The sequence below is a fragment of the Salinimicrobium sediminilitoris genome, from assembly GCF_020866905.1.
Taxonomy (GTDB): Bacteria; Bacteroidota; Bacteroidia; order Flavobacteriales; family Flavobacteriaceae; genus Salinimicrobium; species Salinimicrobium sediminilitoris.
Genome location: NZ_JAIVCC010000002.1, coordinates 530,208 through 551,882 on the forward strand (window position 1 = coordinate 530,208; position 21,675 = coordinate 551,882).

A 21,675-nucleotide genomic window follows, 5' to 3' on the forward strand; every position below is an offset into this window, starting at 1 on the left:
TCAATAAACATGAAAAAAATCTCCCCAATAATAATCCTTCTGTTTATTAGTGTATGTGCCAATGCGCAACAATTGCCCCAGTTTACGCAATACATGTACAACACTATATCCATCAATCCCGCCTATGCAGGTAACCGCGACGCGATCTCGATGGTGGGACTACACAGAAGTCAATGGGCAGGAATCGATGGCGCCCCCGAAACACAAACACTGTCAATCCACTCCCCTTTGAGGAATGAGAAAATTGGCCTCGGTGTTTCGGTGATAAATGACAACATAGGTTACGAGAATTACACTTATGCCTACGCCGATTTCTCCTATACAATTAACGTAAGTGCTAACACCACCCTTTCTATGGGATTAAAGGGAGGCATGAGCTACTATAATCTGGAGGAAGAACTCATGACAGATGTACCCGATGATGAGTTTTTCAACGGAGATACCTTTAATCGATGGACCCCAAATTTTGGTGCCGGACTTTTCCTTTCCTCCCAGGACTGGTATATTGGTCTTTCAGCTCCAAAATTCATTAACAATGATAACAATGACCAGGAAGGAAGTGAATATGTCGCTCTGGAACAGGTTCATTATTATCTAACCGGTGGATATGTTTTCGACCTTAGTGATAATGTGAAGTTACGCCCCACTACCCTCTTCAAAATGACCAATGGTGCCCCACTTTCTGTAGATGTTTCAGGAACTGTAATATTTAATGAAAAGGTTTATTTGGGCGCAAATTATCGATTTGATGACGCAGTTGGTGCGTTCGTTGATTTTCAAATACTGCCAAGCTTTAGAGTTGGATATGGGTACGAATATTCAATATCAGACCTGCAGCCATACACTTCGGGTTCCCATGAGATCTTATTGATCTACGAACTCAGACTAGGAAATACAAAATATAAATCCCCAAGATTCTTTTAATAAAAATAAGGATTATGAACAAAAATTACTTTTTACTACTCCTTTTGATCTGCCAGTCATTTTATCTCCCGGCACAGTCGGGGATGCAAAAAAGGGCCGACAGGTTGTATGAGAATTTCGCCTATACTAAAGCAATAGATGTTTATAAGGAGCTGCTCGAAAAAGAGTATAACGTAGATCACAACCAAAAGAAGCTTGCAGATAGTTATCTACGATTAAGGGATCCGGAAAACGCAGTTGCCCTCTATTCTGAAGTGGTTAAACAGCCGGATGTCTCCCCAGAATATTACTTTAAATACGCACAGGTTTTGCGTGGGGTACGCCGTTACGATGAATCCAGAGAATGGCTAAAAAAATACCTGAAAGATGGTAAAAATGAAAACCTTGCAGAAAACCTACTTACCGAAGAGAAGATAAAATTCTATCCCGGGCTCGAAACCTTCAGGGTTAAATCTGTTGATTTCAATTCCCAGTTCAGCGATTTTGGTGCTTATGAAAATAACGGTACGGTTTACTTAACTTCTGCCAGGGCAAAAGGAGCTAAAAATCCGAAGATCTATGACTGGAACGGGGAACCTTTTCTTGACGTTTACAGCTTACCTTCCAAAAATGGCATTTTAGAGACCCTTCCCGGAGATGTGAACACAGTTCGTCATGAAGGTCCGCTGGTGATTTCGAGGGATGGCAAAACCATGTATTTTACCCGAAATAACTACCTCAAGCGTGATGGAAAGAAAGATGATGAAGGTATTAATCATCTTAAGATCTATAAGGCTTCTTTGGTAGATGGGGAATGGGTCAATATTGAAGAACTTTCGTTTAACAATGATAATTATTCTGTTGGTCATCCTGCCCTTTCAAAAGATGAACAAACCCTTTACTTTGCTTCGGAAGCACCGGGCGGCATGGGTGGATCTGATATTTATAAAGTAAGTATTGAAAATGGCATTTTTGGAACCCCAGAGAATTTAGGTGCAAAAATAAATACTGCCGGAAACGAGGTTTTTCCTTTTGTTGCTGAAGATGATAAATTCTATTTCTCTTCTGACGGACATAAAGGCTTCGGAATGATGGACATTTTTGTCACCGATCTTAAAACTCAGGAAGAAATATTTAACCTTGGGGAACCAATCAACAGCAACCTCGATGATTTCTCCTTCTTTATCTCTTCCGAAGATTTTTCAGAAGGATATATTGCCTCAAACCGGAGCGGTGGTAAAGGAAGTGATGATATTTATAAAATGCAGATGTTTGCACCACTTCTACTTAAAGGGACTGTGACAGATTCCATAAATGGTAAACCCATTGCAAATGCCACCGTGAGATTAATGGATGAAAACAACACCCAAATGGCCTTTTTAGAGACCGACAGCCTGGGATATTATGAAAAACATATTAAAAGGGACGCCACCTATCCTATCGAAACCAAACATATTAAATACAATGAAAAGCAGGGTACAGTAAAGAGCTTTAATATGGATGACCAGGTAGAACTCGTCTACAATATTGAACTAGCCCCTGTGCAGGATGTGGAATATTTAGCAGAGATCAACAAGATCTATTTTGATTTTGACAAGCACAATATTCGTCCCGATGCTGCTGCAGAGCTTGATAAGCTGGTCGATCTTATGAAGAACGATTACCCCGAACTCGTTATTGAAATTGGCTCTCATACAGATTTTAGAGGTTCAATAGAGTATAACCGTCGCCTGGCCGAGAGACGGGCACAGTCGACCTTTGATTATCTGGTAGAACACGGAATCGCTCCCGAAAGGATAGTCACTTACAAAGGCTACGGCGAAGAACAACCCGCAATAGATTGTAAAAACTGTGATGAAGTTCAACACCAGTTGAACCGAAGATCCATTTTTAAAGTGGTGAAAATGGAATAAATAAATCTAACCGCTAACCAACCATTAAAAGGAGGTCCTATGGCCTCCTTTTTTGCTTGTAAGAATTTTAAATATCCAAATAAGATTTGAATAAGAACAGAATCCTTCGGAAGCTTTACAGGGAGGTAGAAATAAATTAGACTCCCAGTGGGTATGACAATGGCTACTGTAATTTTATAGGCACCATATAAAACGACTATAGAATGTTACTAAGAGTTTCTCCCGACTCCTGGTGCCGGAGTTATCAAAGAACATCCTGTCTTAAAATAAGTTCTGTATAGCGACGAATCATACTATTCTCAATGTTATTTGTTATGATTAGTATAAGAGAACCACTTCAGGTTTTGGCATAAAAAAGGGGCTCAAAAAAGCCCCATTTAACTAACCTTAAATAATCAAGAAAAAAGTGAAACCTTTATTGTTATATTATTTCTTAACGAAAATATTAGTGTAGTATAGTTCTCCATCCTTTCCTTCTTTAACAGAAATACCAAAATGGGTATGTTCACCTTCCATGTTCTTACGATGCCCATCACTTTTGATCCACGCATTTACCACGGCTTCTGCTGTACGAAAACCCGAAGCTACATTTTCACTTACCGATTTTGCACTTACAGATTTTACAAGTGCCTCGTAGCGACTTCCGAAGAAATCATGGCACACTTCATTGTTCTCAATCATGTGATCATTATGTCCTGCTGCTTCCACAGAGCTCTCATCTAAATAAAGAAGCTCAGGCAGACCTTGTTGACTACGGTATGCATTTACTAATTCAAGAACATCTAATTCTATTGATGAATAATTAACTGGGGCGAGTTTAGTAGTAAGATTGGCCGAATCAAGTTCCTCAATATTTTCCTTAGAACAAGAAGTAAGAGAAAACGTACAAATGGCCATCACATAAACGAAATAGGTTAAATTCTTCATAATGGTAGTCAGTAGGTTTGGGATAGGAAAAGTAAGAATTAATTCCGATTAACAAACAAAAAAATCGATGAACTACACAAAAAATATAAAATTTAACCCAAAAAGGCTTAATCCTTACAAAAATTTAAAGGTTTTTAGGCGAAGATTAAAGGCAGGATGGATCGACGAATGGCTAATTGGAAAAAGAAAGCACCTTTCCGTCGTCGGCGAGATGTACCTCAGGAAAAACCTTAGAAGCTTCTTTTTTAAAACCTTCAATAGAGTCGTACCGGGTTGAATAATGCCCCAGAACAAGATGAGAAACATTGGCCGCTCGAGCAATGGCAGCCGCTTCGCGAGCTGTAGAATGCCCGGTGGGAGCAGCAAGATAAGCGTGCTCTTCCAAAAATGTTGATTCGTGGTATAAAACGGTAATATCTTTTAACTGCTTAGCTAATATGGGATTGTAAGCAGTATCACTACAAAAAGCAAAACTTTCGGGTGGTTCAGGGTCTGCAGTTAATTGAGCATTGGGAATTATTCTGCCATCATCCAGGATAGCATCTTTTCCTTTTTTGATCCCGTTGTAATATGCTACATCGATATCATATTTTTCCGCTTCTTCCACTAAAAGTTTTCGCGGCTTTGGCTTTTCCCGAAACAGGTATCCGTTAGCATAAATACGGTGCTTTAGGGGAATGGTTTCTACCGTAACTTTCCTGGTATTAAGAATCACCTGCGGCTCTGTGGAGGTAAGTTCATGAAAATATAATGGGTAGCCTGTCCAGGAATTAGAGTGTTTAAGCTGCAAAAGTACGATCTCCTTAATTCCTTTAGGTCCATAGATGTGGAGCTCGGTTTTTCGGTTCAACAACATGAAGGTGGATATAAGCCCAACCAGCCCGTAGAAATGATCGCCATGAAGGTGGGAAATAAAAACGTGTTTGATCTTCCCGAATTTGATCTTATGCCGGCGCAATTCTACCTGTGTTCCCTCACCACAATCAATAAGGAAAAGTTCATTATTGATCTCCAGTACCTGGGAGGTAGGATTTGTAAAGGTTCTTGGAGTAGCTGCATAACAGCCTAAAACAGTCAATTTCATGGCTTGGGATCTTAAAATTAAAGAACCTAGAATCCCAGGTCTCTCTCAATCTCTTCCATTTGAATGATATCTTCGGCTTCCTGTAAAGTGGGAACCACTAAAAGCTCTTCGGGAACCTGTTCAATAATGATGGTGTCATTGGCAATAACAAAAGATTTCCCACCCTTGCGATGCCGGTTGGACAGCTCTAAAAAGTTAAGAAGTTCATTAAGCTGTAACTCTCCATACTTAAGGATATCCACAACCACATTATCATTTTTGAACTTGGGATGAATGCTTTCCAGGAAGGAGGCAAATTTAGAAACATCATTTTTTTCATCTGCAAAGATCCTGTATCCTTCTTTTTCTGTTATAATCATTGTTGTTTAATTTTTGATGCCAGGAGATAAATCACTGCCATTCTTACGGCTACCCCGTTTTGTACCTGATCTAAAATAATAGCCTGGTCGGAATCGGCTACGTCACTGGTTATCTCAACTCCCCGGTTAATTGGGCCCGGGTGCATGATCACGATCTTTTTATCAAGGGAATCAAGTAATTGTTTATTAAGCCCAAAAAGTTGTACATACTCCCTGGTACTCGGGAAATAGTTTATTTCCATACGTTCATTCTGTACCCGCAGCATATTAGCCACGTCACACCATTCCAGAGCTTTTCTAAGATTTGGCTCTACCTCTACTCCCAAAGACCTTATGTGCTTTGGAAGTAAGGTGTAAGGACCACAAACTTTGACCTGCGCCCCCTGTAATTTTAAAGCAAGGATATTGGATAATGCTACCCTGCTGTGCAGAATATCTCCCACTATGACCACCTTTTTCCCTGAAACTTCCCCCAGTTTCTCCCGTATAGAGTAACTATCAAGCAAAGCCTGGGTTGGATGTTCATGCGCACCATCTCCGGCATTTATGATACTCGCGCCCACATGTTTTGAAAGAAAAATTCCGGCCCCGGGATTGGGGTGCCGCATCACAACCATATCTACCTTCATAGAAAGGATGTTATTCACTGTATCTATAAGAGTTTCTCCTTTTTTTACTGAAGATGAGGCGGCCGAAAAATTTACAACATCGGCACTTAATCTTTTTTCGGCAAGTTCAAAAGAAAGCCTTGTGCGGGTACTATTTTCAAAAAATAAATTTGCTATTGTAATATCCCTAAGGGAAGGCACCTTTTTAATCGGCCTGTTGATCACTTCCTTAAAATGATCGGCTGTTTGGAAAATGAGGTCGATATCCTCTTTTTTCAGATATTTTATACCCAGTAAATGGTCAACACTTAACTCGCTCATGTTTATACGTTACTTATAAGATAAACCACATCTTCTCCTTCGTTCTCCTTCCAGTTCACTTTTACTTTTTCCTCATTTATGGCGTCCACCTGTCTTCCATTATAATCGGGCTGAATGGGTAAATGCCGGCTAAACCTGCGGTCGATAAGGGTTAGCAGCTCAATTTCATTGGGCCTCCCGAAAGATTGAACCGCTGTAAGAGCAGCTCTTATGCTCCTCCCTGTGTAGAGCACATCATCAATAAAGATCACCCGCTTGTCCTCTACCACAAAATCAATATGGGTTTTATTGGCCTCCAGGGGTTTATCGCTCCGCCTGAAGTCATCGCGGTAAAAAGTAATATCCAGCTGTCCCATTTTTACGGCAGAAATGCCGTATTCTTCTTTAAGGATTTTGTAGATCCTATTTGCCAGAAAAACTCCACGGGGTTGGATACCAATGATCACAGAATTTTCAAAAGTATTATGATTTTCAATCAACTGGCAGGCCAAACGGTGTAAAATGATGTTCATTTCTTTAGAAGCAAGCAACACTTTTTGGCTCATAATTACAGAAGTTATCATAACAAAAGTAAGATTTTTTTCCTGAGAACAACCTTCGACAGGATCAAATAAAATTACCGGCTCCCTTGGAAATTAAGCGATTTTTATAAGTTTCTCCTTCAAAAAAAGGCAAATTAAAGATTATCTTGCAGTAAAAAATTCATGCTTTACCTTTTACACGAACCAGTAGAAACAGAAACTGTAGAAGAAAAGATCCTCCCGCTTTTAAAGAATATTAAGCATGAGCTGGTATCCTATCCTCTTGATAAAGAATTTGATATTGATAAAGACTCTTCCCTCATGCTTTATCTACCCGATGCTGTCCTGAGAGAAATTATCCCAATGGCAGCAAAAAACAGCTGGTCTGTTTCCATTCTTCCCCACCCCAAAAATAAATTTACATCAAAAGGTCTGGGTATATCAGAAGATATTGAAGAAGTAATTACTCAATATGCCGAATGTGAGAATCCTTATGACATTGACCTGCTGTTTTGTAATGAGGTTCCTGTTTTTAGCTCGGTAAATATTGGGGACATCTTCATCCTTTCAAAAAGAAACGGCAAAAAGAACTTTTTTCAGGAGGTAATCAATATCATCCACAATATTCGTAGGGTTTCGTCACTTTCTCACCATTCTTATCAATTAAGTACAGATGGGGAAAAGATCATTCATACCTCAGCTCTTGGGATCATTGTTGTTGAACATGCTTCAAGTTCCCTAATTTCGAAGCGCCTGCTCGAAGAGAGTTCCATTAATGACGGCTCTTTTCAGGCTTTTGTACTTGCCCCGCAAAACCTTCTGGTACTTTTATGGTTCTTTGTTAGGAGCCTGGTTCCCAACACAAAAACGCTCAATCGCCTGCCTTCTTTTATTGGAAAAATTAAAACCTCCAATCTGCAAGTTAGTGACGATGCGCCCATGGATTACACCATTGATGGAGAAAAAAAACAGTCAAAAGCGCTGGATTTCGAGGTTCACAAACGGGCAGTCCTCCTCAAACAGAAAAGTATATATAGCGAAAATACCGAAAAAGAAAATGGAAGGAAAAGTATAAAATTTGAAGGACTTCCAAAGGGTGAAACCCGTAAGGAACTTATAAAAAGGAGTCTGCCAATCCTCCCCCGGGCCAGTACAGAACAATTTCAGGACCTGTTCAAGGTTTTACGGACTAACTCCAGGATTAGCCCCGCTTTTATGGTGATGATGATCCTCTCTACCTTAATAGCCACCTTTGGCCTTTTCGCCAACTCCTCACCGGTAATCATTGGAGCAATGATCCTGGCTCCTGTAATTGCCCCAATAGTTTCTTTTTCCATGGGAATGGTGCGGTATGATGTACCAATGTTGAAAGAAAGCTTTATTACTATTACCGCGGGAACTTTAGTTTCCCTTGCGTTCGCAGCCGGAGTAAGTATTATAATCCCATTAAAAGTACTTACGCCTGAAATTGAGGCCAGGCTTTCCCCTACCCTGCTCGACATGGGTATTGCCGTGTCTTCGGGAATTGCAGCAGCTTATGCCCATTCAAATGAAGGAATTGCCAAGAGTCTTGCAGGAGTAGCTATCGCGGTTGCCTTAGTTCCTCCACTTGCCGTGGCTGGTATAGGAATAGGTTGGTGGGACTGGGAGGTTTTCTCGGGAGCTATTCTTTTGTATGCGACCAACCTTGCAGGAATCATACTTTTTGGAGGACTTACCTTTTTACTTTTGGGCTTTGCCCCTTTCAAAAGAGCAAAAATGGGACTTGTTTATACTTTGATTATTGTGATCCTGGTGGCTGTCCCCCTTTCACTTTCCTTTGACCGTATCATGCAGGAAGCCAATATTACCCGCTCCCTTGAAGGAACCACAATAGAAAATGTAGTACTTAGAGACGTACGCATAAGATTTGGTTCCACCATGGTGGTATCTCTTAGACTAGTGGGGCCCGAGAATATTGAGCCTCAGCGAATACAAGCCATCAAGGAAGAAATTGAAAAGAGGATAGACCAGCCGGTGAGACTGGAGGTGGTTTCGGCAATGGAATTTTAGACTTTCAAAAATGTCATTTTGAGCAAAATCTTTTCTGACACCTGCTGAAGAGTTAAGGATTCGTTTTATAATCTGAATTTGTCGAGACACTCACCTGTTTTCTGAAAAGTTAACTTACCTGAAGTTTTTAGCCACCTTTAAGATGCTTCAGGAATTACAGAATAATTTTACTAATTTTCAAGCTGAAGCCAGCTGCCACATGAAGAAATTTTTCCTCCTCCTCCTAATTCTCCTGCTATTGTTCCTTGGCCTTACCTATTGGTCGGTCTCCATAGGGCCTTCAGAAGTTGTAATATCCAAAGTTGTAAAGCCAGAAGCACCTTCAGCAGAATACACTGCCGGGGAAAAGGTCACCGTGATCACCTCAAATCGTTACGAAGCGAATGCGATAAAACGGTTTATGCAGGGAGTGAATTACCGTAGAGCTTGGGAGGCTCCCGTGCCCGCAGAGATCTTTCTTCTGGATTCTTTTGATATTTTGGAAGAAGGTGGAGGCAACCAAACAAAATCTCTTGATGTCTTAGACCAACAGGGAAAGCTTTACAGTTTAAGAAGTGTCAACAAAGACCCGGATCCACTTATTCCACCAATTGCAAAAACCCTGGGACTTGAAAATATTGTGATTGACGGGATTTCGGCCCAGCATCCATACGGTGCAATACTCTCAGCCGCATTGTCTGACCATGTAGATATTCTTCATACAAATCCAAAAATTGTGTATGTGCCCAAACATGAGGCTATGGGTCGGTATGCCGAAGATTACGGCGATCGCTTATTCCTGCTCGAATATGAAACTGAAGGAGAGGTAAACTGGACCTCATATGAAAACGTGCAGGAAATAGTGGATACAGATGACCTACAGGAGATGAAGGCCAATGTGGGAAAAGAACTTGAAATTGATCTACGGAAACTGGTACGGGCACGACTTTTTGACCTTCTCATTGGAGATTGGGACAGGCATACTAAACAATGGGGTTGGGTTCTTCAAAAACTTGAGGGCAAACTTGTAGGTATTCCACTTCCCGGAGACAGGGATAATGCTTTTTTCAGGATCGATGGTGTTATTCCCACTATTCTTACCAATCATTTAGTGCAGCCAATGGTAAGACCATTTGAAAAAGATATAGATCACATTCCCGGTTATGTTTATCCTTTTGATCTTTATTTTTTAAAAGGTGTTTCTAAGGAGATCTTTATTGAGGAAGCAAAATTTCTACAACAGGAATTAACGAATGCACGAATTGAAAAGGCTCTTCAGGAATGGCCGGAAAGTCTTGTCCAGCTCAATGGCAATGAAATAGCCACAAAACTTGAGCATCGAAGAGATAAGCTGCAGGAGTACGCCCTGGAGTTTAGAGAGGCAATAGAAAAAATGGAATATCCCAAAGAACCCTTGAAAGGAAGTGAAGATTTGGACCTGCCAGACCATCTTCAAAAATGTTTCAATTGCACTGAATAATTACCTCCAATAGTTGTAAATTTAAAAGGCAAGAAGCCATAGCCTCCCTTATTAATTATCTTTAATGAGAATGAGGAATTTTGCAATAATATTCGCCTTAGTTTTCGTGTTGCAATCCTGCAGCAGTATTTCTTTTACCAATGCTCAACCTGAAGACACACCCCCTATTCAGGAATTTCCGGAGAAAATTATTGGACGCTTTTTAAATCAGGAAGATACCCTTGTAATCGACAGAACTTCTTTTGTTTTTGCCGATGGGGACATTGTTAGCATATCGGGAGATATTACGCCTCCCGGTGCTGTTCTGAAAAAAATGGATGAATGGTACGTTCTGAGTATACAGGACGACACACAATGGTGGGTTTTTCCCTTTAAAATCTCTAAGGATCGAATTACAGTTTACTACTCAGATATGGAGGAGGATGAACAAAAAGTAATTGAAAACTTTAAGGAAAATATGGAGATGCAAAAGATTTTTAAGGATGGAAAACTGGCTTACTATCTCATTAGCCCTTCAAAACGTCAATTTGCACAACTTCTTAAAAAAGGTATTTTTTCGGAGAAAAAGATTTTTAGAAGAATAAAATAAGACCGTTAATCCTGCATTTTCCTGCTTTCGGTAGCCATCAATTTATCCCAGAATGTGAAGTAAAGACCGTAATTGGTCATGAATTCGGTATGGTGATGATGGTGATGCGTGGCACCAATAAAAAGTTTACCAAATTTGCTTTTTTGGAACCAGAGCGGATAGATTTCTATGTCAAGATGATTTACCACACTACTAACGGTCATTACAAGCAGGTAAAATCCCAGCACATATACATTAACCGGTAAAAATATCAGGATTAGGGGCAATACCAGTGCTTCTATGAAACTTTCCCAGGGGTGGAATGAGAAAGCCGTCCATGGGGTGGGGATCCGGCTGTCATGATGCACCTTATGCACTACTCTAAAAACTTTAGGATGATGCATCCAGCGATGTACCCAATAATAATAAGTTTCATGAATGAGGGAAACTACCAGGAGACTTACCGGCAGGTACCAATATCCATAAAGAGCCGGCTCCAGGTATACGGCAGTATGTCCTTCCAGCCATAACCAATAGGTTGCAGCACCGAGGAGTGCAAAAATTGCTGATGATTTTATACTCCAGGATATTTCTTTTTTGAACTGCTTTTTGTTTGCCAGTCTTTTGCTGAGTCGTCTTTTATCATACTTACTAAAGTTCTTTACATAGTAGTAATAATAGAAAATACCTGCCGCGACAAAATACCTGAAAAGGATAGCAAAAAAGAAAATTGCAGCATAGATCAGCAGAATTCCGGGGCTGTTAGCTTCTATGGGAAAAAATTCAATCATGCCCTAAAATACTAATTACAATCTTAAATCTATGTCAAAAGATTAGAGGGTATAATTTCTGCCTTATCCGAAAGATTTCCTGGAGTCATTTAGTCTTTCTTTAGCTTTATTCTTTAATTTTACTAACTAATTAACCACTACAAAATGACAGGTCAGCCTGAGTTTCCTAAAGATTTTAAGAATTATTTGAGGACCAATACCCTTGTGGAAATTAAAGGAGGCAGAGAAAGAGAGACCTTTCTCAACATCTGGATGGTACAGGTTGGCGACAGGTATTTTTCCAGAAGCTGGAACAGGAGCAAAAAAAGCTGGTTTACAGATATTATAAATTCGGGGGTGGGCCAGATTAGGTATGGCGAATCCATCCTGAACGTAAACGGAAAAAAATTGCCAGCTAACGATCCTACACAGGAGAAAATTAACTTAGCCTACCTCACAAAGTACAATCAGCAGGAAAATTTAATTTATTCCCAGGGAATAACTCAACCGGAGTATGCCCATTACACCATAGAATTTTTTATTGATCAAAAAATAAAGTAGAAAAAATGAACACCATTGCACTAATCGCACACAACAGCCGTAAAACAGACCTCCTAAATTGGGCAAAGGTTCATCGGTATGCCCTGTTAAAATATAATCTCATTGGCACGACCAATACTTCCAAGCTTCTAAGTGATATGCTTGATATTGAAGTAAAAGGTTTTGGTCATGGCCCCAGTGGCGGGGATATACTACTGGCTGCAAAGATCCTTCAGGGAGAAGTACAAATGATCATCTTCTTTATTGATGCCGAAACGCCGCACGGGCATGAGCACGACATTCAAACTTTGATTAGGACCGCCGTGATCAACAATATCCCAATTGCATTAAACCGGGCATCGGCCGACCTTCTTATTCTGGATGAAAAAGACCAGAAAAAATAAAATACCTTGTAGGGCTTTAAGAATTTTTCCATGTCAATGTGAAATTGAGATAAGGAAAACTATTGGGAGGTTTTTCAGGTTACTAAATAGTAGAACTTATCTATTCAGTTATCAGCTTAAGTGGCAGGTATGGAAGCCGAACTTTGACTATCTTTTCATATCTTCCAACAAACCTAAGCCTAAGCTATGAAAATCCTCCTCACCGGTGCTACCGGATATATTGGAAAACGTTTGCTCCCCATCTTAATTGATAAGGGGCATGAAGTGATTTGCTGCGTTCGTGACAAAAAACGCTTTCCCACCGAGGGTATTTATTCAAACCCAAAGATCTCCCTGCTCGAGGTAGACTTTCTAAAAGAATTGCCATCTTCAGAAGCAATAAAGGATATTGACGCTGCATATTACCTCATACATTCAATGAGTTCGGGAAGTGGTGATTTTGCTGAGATGGAAGAAGCTTCAGTAAAAAATTTCCTCAAACTGGTAAAGTCAACTTCTGTCAAACAGATCATTTACCTTACAGGGATCACCAATGAAGAAAAGCTTTCTAAACATCTTTCCTCCCGAAAAAATGTAGAAGAGATCCTAAACCAGAGCAGTGTTCCTTTAACTGCTATAAAAGCCGGAATCATCGTGGGTTCCGGAAGTGCTTCTTTTGAGATCATTCGCGATCTGGTGGAGAAATTACCTGTCATGATCGCACCTAAATGGCTGAATACTAAAAGTCAGCCTATCGCTATAAGGAATGTCCTCGAGTGTCTCTCGGGAGTTCTTCTTAAAGAGGAAACCTTCAACAGGTCTTTTGACATTGGAGGTCCCGATGTGCTTTCCTATAAAGATATGCTTTTGCAATTTGCCGAAGTTCGCGGGTTTAAAAGGTATGTTTTTACTGTGCCTGTCATGACTCCAAGGCTCTCATCATACTGGTTATATTTTGTAACCTCAACTTCGTATAAACTGGCAGTAAACCTTGTCGACAGTATGAAAGTAGAAGTTATTGCCAAGGATAATGAACTGGAAAAAATGCTGGGCATAGAGCCCATTTCCTATAAAGAAGCAGTGCGGCTCGCCTTTCAAAAAATAGAACAAAACAGCGTGATCTCGAGCTGGAAAGATTCCCTGGCTTCCAGTTATGCAGATAACTCCCTTCTGGAACATATTAATGTGCCAACAGATGGTTGTCTGGTCGATCGCAGGGAGAAAAAAATTGTTGGTGACCCCGATTTAGTGCTGCAAAACATCTGGTCTATTGGCGGGAAACGCGGCTGGTACTATGGCAACCGGCTCTGGAAGATAAGAGGTTTTATGGATAAAATGGTCGGCGGTGTAGGACTGCGGCGGGGACGCACGCATCCGCATGAAATTAATACCGGGGACACCCTGGACTTCTGGAGAGTCTTGGCTGCCGATAAAAAGAATCGCCGGTTACTCCTTTACGCTGAAATGAAACTCCCGGGAGAAGCCTGGCTGGAATTCAGGATCATAGAGAGAAATGGCCAAAACTTTCTTCAGCAAACTGCCACTTTTCGCCCCGAAGGTCTTGCAGGACGCTTGTACTGGTATTCTGTATTGCCGTTTCACTTTTTTGTCTTTGATGGTATGGCCGGCAACCTCTTAAAACCCCATAGTTTACCAAAAACCAGTTAACAGCTCCCCACAACACAAAATTTATCAAAAATGTGAATTTGTTTATCTATATTTAAATTTAGAATCATTCTCCCCCTACATTCTTATTTTCTAACCTTTAAAAGTAGATCCAAATGAAAAATTCGCTTTTTCTATTATTACTAATGTCCTTTCCAGTCTGGAGCCAGCAGGACACAACTTCCGTGGAGGAATACAGTATTGAGCAGTTTTATGAAAACACCCGTATTGGAGGCGGGGAATTTTCTGAAGATGAAAAACGTCTCCTAATGAGCAGTGATGAATCGGGCATCTTTAACGTATATGAGATCAATATAAGTGATGGATCCAAAAAGCAGATCACGAACTCTAAAGATGACTCTTTCTTTGCCATTGATTATGTTCCGGGAACAGGAGATATACTTTATTCTGCCGATAAAGGAGGAAATGAGATAAATCATATCTACCTGTTGTCAGATGATGGAACGACCAAAGATCTAACACCAGGGGAAAATGAGAAGGCACAATTTGCCGGCTGGAGTGAAGACAGGGATTTCCTTTATTACTTATCAAATAAACGGGACCCTAAATTCTTTGATCTTTACAGGATGCAGATTGATCAATGGGAGCCACATATGCTTTACCAGAATGACAAAGGTTTGGAAATAGTGGGAATGTCTCATGATGAAAATCATATTGCGCTTTCACAGCCAATTACCACCAGTGAGAACAAACTTTTTCTTTATGATCGTTCGCAGGATAAAATGACGGAAATATCAAATGAGAAAGGAACATATTCCGCTTCCGGCTTTAGTAAGGAGGATGATAAGTTCTACTACATTACAGATGATGGCAGGGAATTCAAATATTTGATGGAATATGATACCGCTACGGGTGAAAGAAGTCCGGTATATGAAGCCGATTGGGATGTAATGTACAGTTATTTAAGTGAAAATGACAAGTACAGGGTGATCGCCATCAATGAAGACGGCACCAATAAATTAGTTGTTCAGAATAATGTCACCGATAAAATGGTAGACCTGCCGGAGTTACCGGGAGCCAATATAAGTGCTGTAGCCATTTCAGAAAGTGAAAACCTGATGCGCCTAACAGCTGCAACTTCCAAAGCACCCAGCAACCTCTATGTATATGATTTCCGAAACAATGAGATCAAAAAACTTACAAATACTTTAAATCCCGAAATAGATCCCGAAGATCTTGTTTCTGCAGAAGTGGTTCGCTACAATTCATTTGACGGCGTTGAAATTCCGGCAATTTTCTACAAGCCACACCAGGCTTCCGAAGCAAATAAAGTTCCTGCTCTGGTTTGGGTCCATGGTGGTCCCGGGGGACAGTCAAGAACGGGTTACTTTGCCTTAATTCAATATCTGGTTAATCATGGTTATGCAGTTCTGGCAGTAAATAACAGGGGTAGCAGCGGCTATGGTAAAACATTTTTTAAGATGGACGACAAGAAGCATGGAGAAGAAGACTTAAAAGATGTCATTGCAGGAAAGAACTGGCTCCAGTCTCAGGAGTATATTGATGAGGAAAACATTGGAATCATTGGCGGCAGTTACGGGGGGTACATGACCATGGCTGCCATGACCTTTACTCCCGAAGAATTTGATGTTGGTGTCAATCTTTTTGGAGTAACCAACTGGTTGCGTACTTTGAAGTCAATTCCGCCTTACTGGGAGTCTTTTAAAAATGCTCTGTATGAAGAAATGGGAGATCCAACTACAAAAGACTCCATTGCGCTTTATAATAAGTCACCACTTTTCCATGCCGACCAGGTGAAAAATCCCGTGATGGTGCTGCAGGGTGCCAATGACCCACGGGTACTTCAGGTGGAGTCAGATGAAATTGTGGAGCAATTAAAGAAAAATGATGTGCCTGTAGAATATGTCATTTTTGAAGATGAAGGACATGGTTTCATCAAAAAAGAAAATGAGATCAAAGGCTATAAACAGATCCTCCAGTTCCTAAACAAATATCTTAAAGATGATGAAATTTAAAGCCCTGAAATAACCTCATCAATTGCTTTATCTACTGAAATTTTTTGAGATAATTAAATAATTAATAAAGGTTTGGAAAAGGAAGTGCTGGTCCATTCTTTTGCAAACCTTTATTCTTTGATACAAAATAATAACTTTGTATCATCAGTTTGGTTATTTTTGTTGCCCTAAAATTAGCAGCAATTGTTATCCTTATGAGCACCAGAATAGGACTTTCGAAAACCGGTAACACCCCCTTTGAAAAATTAATAGGTCATAATCCCTCTGTACTTGAAAAATGGAATGAACTCGAACTGGCTCTTTTCAATCACACCTCCCTTGATGCCAACCTAATGGAACAGGTGCGCCGTACCCTCGCTTTTGGGAATGGCTGTGAATATTGCATGGTAAAAGGCGGTAAACCTTATTTTGATATAAAGGATCAAAAAATCCAAACAGCTACGGCCTTTGCTGAATTATTTGCTGTGGATCATTCCTCAATTCAGGAGGCTCATTTTAGATTTTTAAAGGAGCAATTTACGGAGACTGAAATTGCTGAACTTATTACATTTATCACCTTTATTACCGCTTCACAGAGGTTTGGGAAAGTGATGAATTTAACTGAAGATCTTCAGGAAAACAAAGTTACCAGCCTGGCAGAAATGGGTGATTTTTAATTTTATCTTTTCAATCCGTTCTGGATGGAATTATCCGTATCATTAGTTGGATATCCCGGGGGTTTATAGTATCTTAAAGGGAACTTTAAAATAAAAAATCATGAAAGAGAACGTAGGTAAAGAAGATCAATTGATTCGAAGTATTGTAGGCCCGGGCCTTATGGTGCTAGGCTACTTTGCTCTTAGAAAATATCAAAACAGACTCGGGGGAATAGCATCAATTGTGACGGGAACTTTATTGGCCGAAAGTGCCATCACCAGAGTATGTCCGGTAAATGAATTCTTTGGAATAGATACCAGGGAGAAAAAGAAAAGTCCGGTTCAAAAGATAAATCATAAGATCAAGGAAGCTCTGGCTTAGTCCTTACCGGTGAATTTTGTTTCTTAGCAACAGAAACAAGATTAGATGCCTAAATCCCGCCGGGTTTTACCTGTAATTGTATTTGCCCAGTTTTGCTGCACCTCGCTGTGGTTCGCCGGCAATGGAGTTATGGATGATCTGCGACGAACGTTCGATCTTGATCTTTCGGCGCTGGCACATCTTACTTCTGCAGTTCAATTGGGATTTATTGCAGGAACTTTAATTTTTGCCTTTTTAAGCATTGCAGACAGGTTTTCTCCGTCAAAAGTTTTCTTCTATTCTGCCATTTTTGGCGCTTTATTTAATTTGGGGATGCTTTGGGAAAATAACAGTGCCGGAGGTCTGCTGGCACTAAGGTTCCTCACAGGATTTTCCCTTGCCGGAATTTATCCCGTGGGGATGAAGATCGCATCAGATTATTATAAAAATGGCCTGGGTACCGCACTAGGTTTCCTGGTGGGAGCGCTTGTAGTTGGCACAGCATTTCCACATTTGCTAAAAGCTTTGACCGGAAATGAGGCCTTGCCATGGAAGCTGGTGCTATATATTACCTCTGCGCTGGCTGCTGTTGGCGGAACTATTATTTTACTAATGGTGCCCGATGGTCCTTACCGCCGGCCCATGTTGATTAGGAACTTTTCAGCCTTTATTTCTGTATTTAAGCTGAAAGATTTTAGAGCTGCAGCTTTTGGTTACTTTGGACATATGTGGGAACTGTATGCCTTTTGGGCTTTTGTCCCTATTATTCTCGCAATGTATGAGCAGAGGCATCCGCACCTGTCCATGAATATCTCTCTGATGTCTTTTATAATTATTGGATGCGGCGGAATTTCATGCGTAGCAGGAGGCTATATCTCCAGAAGATTTGGCAGCAAAAGAACTGCAGCAACTGCACTCTTTCTCTCCGGCCTTTGTTGCCTGCTTTCTCCACTTTTCATCTTACAGGCTTCAGTAGAAATCCTGCTCATTTTCCTTATTTTCTGGGGCTTGGCAGTAGTAGCCGATTCTCCACTCTTCTCTACGCTCGTTGCAAAAAATGCACCCGAAGAGGCCCGGGGCACTGCACTTACGATTGTCAATAGCATTGGTTTTGCTATTACGATCTTCAGTATACAATTACTCAATTCTTTGGCTTCCGAAATCCACCCGGCTTACCTCTACCTCTTCCTTGCACCCGGACCAATTGCAGGACTCTTATTATTTTTCAGAACAAAATAGAAAAGAAAATGATCAAATATCGTCCTCTTCCAAAGAGCGCATCTTATGAATGTAGCGGGAGAGCATTTTACTTGATTCCTGCTGGATCTCAAGTTTCATCGATTTAGTCCATCCCATCAAAAAACCTTTGAAGCCCAGAGCCTGGCGGGACCAGTTCCACAGATCAAAATGATTTGTATGCTGCAGGATCTTTCCATTCTGAATGTAAAAAGTACCCACCACCTCATTGACAACCCGGCGTCTGGAAGGACCATAATAATAGCTGGCAGTCCACCTGGCGCTCCCGTTATAATCATTGGCCTGTATTTCACTGAAGCTTATGTTCAGCTCCCCTCCGCTTTTTTCCAAAAGCATATACCACATAGCTCTAACTCTATCGCCCTTTATATGCCCAAAAACAGGATCATAAAAGACAACGTCTTTATGGTAACAGGCGTTCATAGCTTTTGCGTTTCCTTTTTGGAAAGCCTGGAAGAATTCCAGAATAATTTTTTCGTTGGGATGCTGCATCCCATAAATATACATTAAAACTTTGCGAAAGCGGATAGTCCTTTAAAGTAGAAGATCGGTTGGAAACGTCTGACTTTGTCGCGTCCCTGGCTCCATGATATTTTTGTGAATCGTTTTAGAACGAACTGGATCTATCCTGGTAAAAAAAGCCTGTTTCAACTCCTGTTAAAATAATTGTTTAAGAATTTACTATTTTGAAGCACCTTAAAAAACCTTCAATGGAATTCGACTACGATTACATTATTATTGGCAGCGGCTTTGGTGGCTCGGTAAGCGCATTGCGGCTTTCCGAAAAAGGATATAAGGTGCTGGTGGTTGAAAAAGGAAAATGGTTTAAAGCAGAGGATTTCCCAAAGACCAACTGGAACCTCAAGAAATGGCTCTGGATGCCCGCGCTAAGGTTCTTTGGGATCATGAAGCTCAGCATCTTTCGGCATGTGGCAGTAATTTCCGGGACCGGGGTGGGTGGCGGTTCGCTAGTATATGCGAACACTTTGCCGGTTCCAAAAAGGGCATTTTACACCTCCGGTTCCTGGGGGCAGCTGGAGAACTGGGAAGAGGAACTTAAACCTCACTATGAAAAAGCTCTCAAAATGTTGGGAGCAGTACCCAATCCGCAGCTTTTTGATGCCGATAAAGCCCTGGAAAAAATGGCTGAAGACATGGGGCGAAAAGCACATTTTGAGCACCCACACGTGGCAGTTTACTTCGGAAAGGAAGGAGAAACAGTCAAAGACCCATATTTTGAAGGCAAGGGTCCAAATCGTACAGGCTGTAACTTCTGTGGCGGCTGTATGACTGGATGTAGGCACAATGCTAAGAATACGCTGGATAAAAATTACCTGTGGCTGGCTCAAAGACTGGGCGCAGAGATCCTGGCAGAAAATGAAGTCACAGACGTAAAAGCCCTGGCTTCGGAAGCTTATGAAGTAACACTAAGATCCAGTACCTCCTTCTTCAGAAAAACCCGCAAATTAAGTAGCAAAGGAGTGATCTTTTCAGGAGGGGTTCTAGGCACCGTGAAGCTTCTACTAAAACTGAAACAGAAAAGTCTTCCGAAGTTATCAGACAAGGTGGGAGATGATATCCGCACGAATAATGAAACCCTCATCAGCGTTTCTACAGCCAACAAAAAAAGTGATCTTTCAAAAGGGGTTGCCATAGGAAGCCTGCTGCACACCGATGATAACAGCCATCTTGAGGTGGTGCGGTATTCCCGGGGATCGGGTTTTTGGAAATTACTGCACCTGCCCCTTGCCCAGGGAAATACTCCGCCCAAACGCGTATTTAATGTTATTAGCCAGCTTTTACGTTCTCCGGTTTCCTGGTTTAAAACCTACTTTATTAATGGCTGGTCAAGAAGCACTGCGGTTTTACTTTTTATGCAAAGTGTCGACAGCACCATCAGGCTAAAAAGGAACTTTTTAGGGTCAATGTCTACCGGCATTAGTTCGGGGACAAAACCCACCTCAGATATTCCGGAGTCAAAAGAGCTCACTAAAAGGTACAGCAAAGTCGTCAACGGCAAAGCAACCTCCTTCGTTCTTGAAAGTCTCGCAGGCATTCCTACGACCGCTCATATTTTAGGAGGTGCCGTAATGGGTAAAGATGCTTCGGAAGGCGTCATCAATACCAAGAATGAAGTTTTTGGATATAACAATATGTACGTCATTGACGGAGCTATGATCTCGGCCAATCCCGGAGTAAATCCAAGTCTTTCCATTACTGCAATAGCGGAACGCGCCTTATCCCTAATCCCTGCAAAATCAAATGGTGCCAAAAATGGCATTCCTGAACCCGTAGACAGAAATACATCCATATAACCGCTAATTCTCTTACTTGTTAAATAGAAAAAATTTATTGATTTTAAATAATCAATAGATAAACCTGCGGTATATTTGCAATGAAAACCTTTTGGGCCTGGATTCCCCTACAATCCTACCCTTTAGGTTTTTCTTTTTTTATGTCTGTAACAAGAGTCACTGCATAGTTCTTTCTAAAATCCGATTTTTGTAGTATCTTAATAATCAGATATAAAAACCACGATAATGAACTACTATTTCACGACTACCTTAAAGGACGATTTTGATACGGCCATTCAAAAAGTAACAGAAGAATTAAAGAAAGAAGGCTTTGGGATCCTTACCGAAATTGATGTAAAGGAGACCTTTAAAAAGAAGCTGGATGTTGACTTCAGGAAATACCGAATCCTTGGTGCCTGTAACCCTCAAATGGCTCACCAGGCTATTTCTGCCGAAAGTAAGATTGGAACCATGTTACCATGTAATGTAATAGTGCAGGAAACAGAAGACGGGAAGGTAGAAGTTTCTGCTGTAGATCCTGTCGCCTCCATGCAGGCAGTCAAAAATGACACTTTAGGAGGAGTAGCTACCCAGGTACGGGATAAGCTAAAAAAGGTAATTGAGCAGCTAAACTAAGCTGATCAAAAGAATTTCATGATCCGGAATCTTTTACAAGATTCCGGATTTTTTTTACCCCGTCCTTATGTAACAAATGTAACTGTGCCAGAGGACATTCAATCTTATTTTTGTGCCGTTATAAAAACTGAATAAATATGGAAATTGAAAAGATAATTCGTTCCGGTGAAGGGACAATAATAGATGTAAGAACCAGAGTAGAATTTAATGGCGGTCATGTAGCCGGTTCAATTAATATTCCGTTGACCGAATTACCCGATACCATTGAAGACTTAAAATCTATGAATGCTCCATTAATATTATGCTGTGCCTCGGGCATGAGAAGTGGACAAGCTGAACAATATTTAACCCGGGCCGGACTTGAATGTACAAATGCAGGCTCATGGCTGCAAGTAAATTACTTACAGGCTAAAGCTTCCTAA

Annotated in this window: 22 protein-coding genes; 15 read left to right on the plus strand and 7 right to left on the minus strand. The window is 40.8% G+C overall.

Annotated elements, in window-relative coordinates; translation table 11 throughout:
* Positions 1-9 precede the first annotated feature (9 nt).
* On the plus strand, positions 10-924 hold the full coding sequence (locus tag LA313_RS04090) for a PorP/SprF family type IX secretion system membrane protein (protein WP_228913397.1): 915 nt from the start codon (positions 10-12) through the stop codon (positions 922-924).
* 14 nt (positions 925-938) lie between these two features.
* Complete coding sequence (locus tag LA313_RS04095) at positions 939-2,816, plus strand: OmpA family protein (RefSeq protein WP_228913398.1); 1,878 nt, start codon at positions 939-941, stop codon at positions 2,814-2,816.
* 426 nt (positions 2,817-3,242) lie between these two features.
* On the opposite strand, the gene LA313_RS04100 is transcribed toward LA313_RS04095, so the two are convergent.
* The 5 genes from LA313_RS04100 to pyrR form a co-directional block, all read right to left on the minus strand.
* Positions 3,243-3,743, minus strand: coding sequence for a CAP domain-containing protein (locus LA313_RS04100; RefSeq protein ID WP_228913399.1), 501 nt, complete (start codon positions 3,741-3,743; stop codon positions 3,243-3,245).
* A gap of 172 nt (positions 3,744-3,915) precedes the next feature.
* Entirely contained in the window at positions 3,916-4,827 is a 912-nt protein-coding gene (locus tag LA313_RS04105) for a ribonuclease Z (RefSeq protein WP_228913400.1), read from the minus strand.
* Between the two features lie 26 nt (positions 4,828-4,853).
* Positions 4,854-5,186, minus strand: coding sequence for a ribonuclease Z (locus LA313_RS04110; protein WP_228913401.1), 333 nt, complete (start codon positions 5,184-5,186; stop codon positions 4,854-4,856).
* Entirely contained in the window at positions 5,183-6,115 is a 933-nt protein-coding gene (locus LA313_RS04115) for an aspartate carbamoyltransferase catalytic subunit (protein ID WP_228913402.1), read from the minus strand. The genes LA313_RS04110 and LA313_RS04115 overlap by 4 nt, the downstream gene beginning before the upstream one ends.
* Before the next feature lie 2 nt (positions 6,116-6,117).
* Positions 6,118-6,660 carry a bifunctional pyr operon transcriptional regulator/uracil phosphoribosyltransferase PyrR gene (gene pyrR / locus LA313_RS04120; protein ID WP_228913581.1) on the minus strand — a complete coding sequence of 181 codons (543 nt, stop codon included), beginning with the start codon at positions 6,658-6,660 and terminating at the stop codon, positions 6,118-6,120.
* A 159-nt stretch (positions 6,661-6,819) separates the two neighbouring features.
* On the opposite strand from pyrR, the gene LA313_RS04125 reads away from it, so the two are divergent.
* The 3 genes from LA313_RS04125 to LA313_RS04135 all read left to right on the plus strand — a co-directional run bounded on the left by LA313_RS04125 (position 6,820) and on the right by LA313_RS04135 (position 10,736).
* Positions 6,820-8,688, plus strand: a complete 1,869-nt coding sequence (locus LA313_RS04125) for a DUF389 domain-containing protein (RefSeq protein ID WP_228913403.1) — start codon at positions 6,820-6,822, stop codon at positions 8,686-8,688.
* 199 nt (positions 8,689-8,887) lie between these two features.
* Positions 8,888-10,147, plus strand: coding sequence for a hypothetical protein (locus LA313_RS04130; RefSeq protein WP_228913404.1), 1,260 nt, complete (start codon positions 8,888-8,890; stop codon positions 10,145-10,147).
* 64 nt (positions 10,148-10,211) lie between these two features.
* Positions 10,212-10,736 (plus strand): hypothetical protein, encoded by a 525-nt coding sequence (locus LA313_RS04135; RefSeq protein ID WP_228913405.1) that lies wholly within the window; start codon positions 10,212-10,214, stop codon positions 10,734-10,736.
* A 5-nt stretch (positions 10,737-10,741) separates the two neighbouring features.
* Here the strand turns inward: LA313_RS04135 and LA313_RS04140 are convergent, their stop codons facing one another.
* Positions 10,742-11,506, minus strand: coding sequence for a sterol desaturase family protein (locus LA313_RS04140; protein WP_228913406.1), 765 nt, complete (start codon positions 11,504-11,506; stop codon positions 10,742-10,744).
* 144 nt (positions 11,507-11,650) lie between these two features.
* Here LA313_RS04140 and LA313_RS04145 point away from each other — a divergent pair, with 144 nt between their 5' ends.
* The 7 genes from LA313_RS04145 (at position 11,651) to LA313_RS04175 (ending at position 18,305) form a co-directional block, all read left to right on the plus strand.
* Positions 11,651-12,046 carry a DUF2255 family protein gene (locus tag LA313_RS04145; protein ID WP_228913407.1) on the plus strand — a complete coding sequence of 132 codons (396 nt, stop codon included), beginning with the start codon at positions 11,651-11,653 and terminating at the stop codon, positions 12,044-12,046.
* Between the two features lie 5 nt (positions 12,047-12,051).
* Positions 12,052-12,429 carry a methylglyoxal synthase gene (locus tag LA313_RS04150; RefSeq protein ID WP_228913408.1) on the plus strand — a complete coding sequence of 126 codons (378 nt, stop codon included), beginning with the start codon at positions 12,052-12,054 and terminating at the stop codon, positions 12,427-12,429.
* Positions 12,430-12,615: 186 nt separating this feature from the next.
* On the plus strand, positions 12,616-14,076 hold the full coding sequence (locus LA313_RS04155; protein WP_228913409.1) for an SDR family oxidoreductase: 1,461 nt from the start codon (positions 12,616-12,618) through the stop codon (positions 14,074-14,076).
* Positions 14,077-14,189: 113 nt separating this feature from the next.
* Entirely contained in the window at positions 14,190-16,070 is a 1,881-nt protein-coding gene (locus LA313_RS04160) for a S9 family peptidase (RefSeq protein ID WP_228913410.1), read from the plus strand.
* A gap of 194 nt (positions 16,071-16,264) precedes the next feature.
* Positions 16,265-16,726 (plus strand): carboxymuconolactone decarboxylase family protein, encoded by a 462-nt coding sequence (locus tag LA313_RS04165; protein ID WP_228913411.1) that lies wholly within the window; start codon positions 16,265-16,267, stop codon positions 16,724-16,726.
* A 100-nt stretch (positions 16,727-16,826) separates the two neighbouring features.
* Positions 16,827-17,087 (plus strand): YgaP family membrane protein, encoded by a 261-nt coding sequence (locus tag LA313_RS04170; protein WP_228913412.1) that lies wholly within the window; start codon positions 16,827-16,829, stop codon positions 17,085-17,087.
* A 45-nt stretch (positions 17,088-17,132) separates the two neighbouring features.
* Positions 17,133-18,305 carry an MFS transporter gene (locus LA313_RS04175; protein WP_228913413.1) on the plus strand — a complete coding sequence of 391 codons (1,173 nt, stop codon included), beginning with the start codon at positions 17,133-17,135 and terminating at the stop codon, positions 18,303-18,305.
* A gap of 12 nt (positions 18,306-18,317) precedes the next feature.
* On the opposite strand, the gene LA313_RS04180 is transcribed toward LA313_RS04175, so the two are convergent.
* Positions 18,318-18,815, minus strand: a complete 498-nt coding sequence (locus LA313_RS04180; protein WP_228913414.1) for a nuclear transport factor 2 family protein — start codon at positions 18,813-18,815, stop codon at positions 18,318-18,320.
* Positions 18,816-19,033: 218 nt separating this feature from the next.
* Between LA313_RS04180 and LA313_RS04185 the strand changes: the two genes are divergently transcribed.
* From LA313_RS04185 to LA313_RS04195, 3 genes are all read left to right on the plus strand, one after another.
* On the plus strand, positions 19,034-20,638 hold the full coding sequence (locus LA313_RS04185; RefSeq protein ID WP_228913415.1) for a GMC oxidoreductase: 1,605 nt from the start codon (positions 19,034-19,036) through the stop codon (positions 20,636-20,638).
* Positions 20,639-20,863: 225 nt separating this feature from the next.
* Positions 20,864-21,253, plus strand: coding sequence for a DUF302 domain-containing protein (locus tag LA313_RS04190; protein WP_228913416.1), 390 nt, complete (start codon positions 20,864-20,866; stop codon positions 21,251-21,253).
* A gap of 137 nt (positions 21,254-21,390) precedes the next feature.
* Positions 21,391-21,675 carry a rhodanese-like domain-containing protein gene (locus LA313_RS04195; protein ID WP_228913417.1) on the plus strand — a complete coding sequence of 95 codons (285 nt, stop codon included), beginning with the start codon at positions 21,391-21,393 and terminating at the stop codon, positions 21,673-21,675.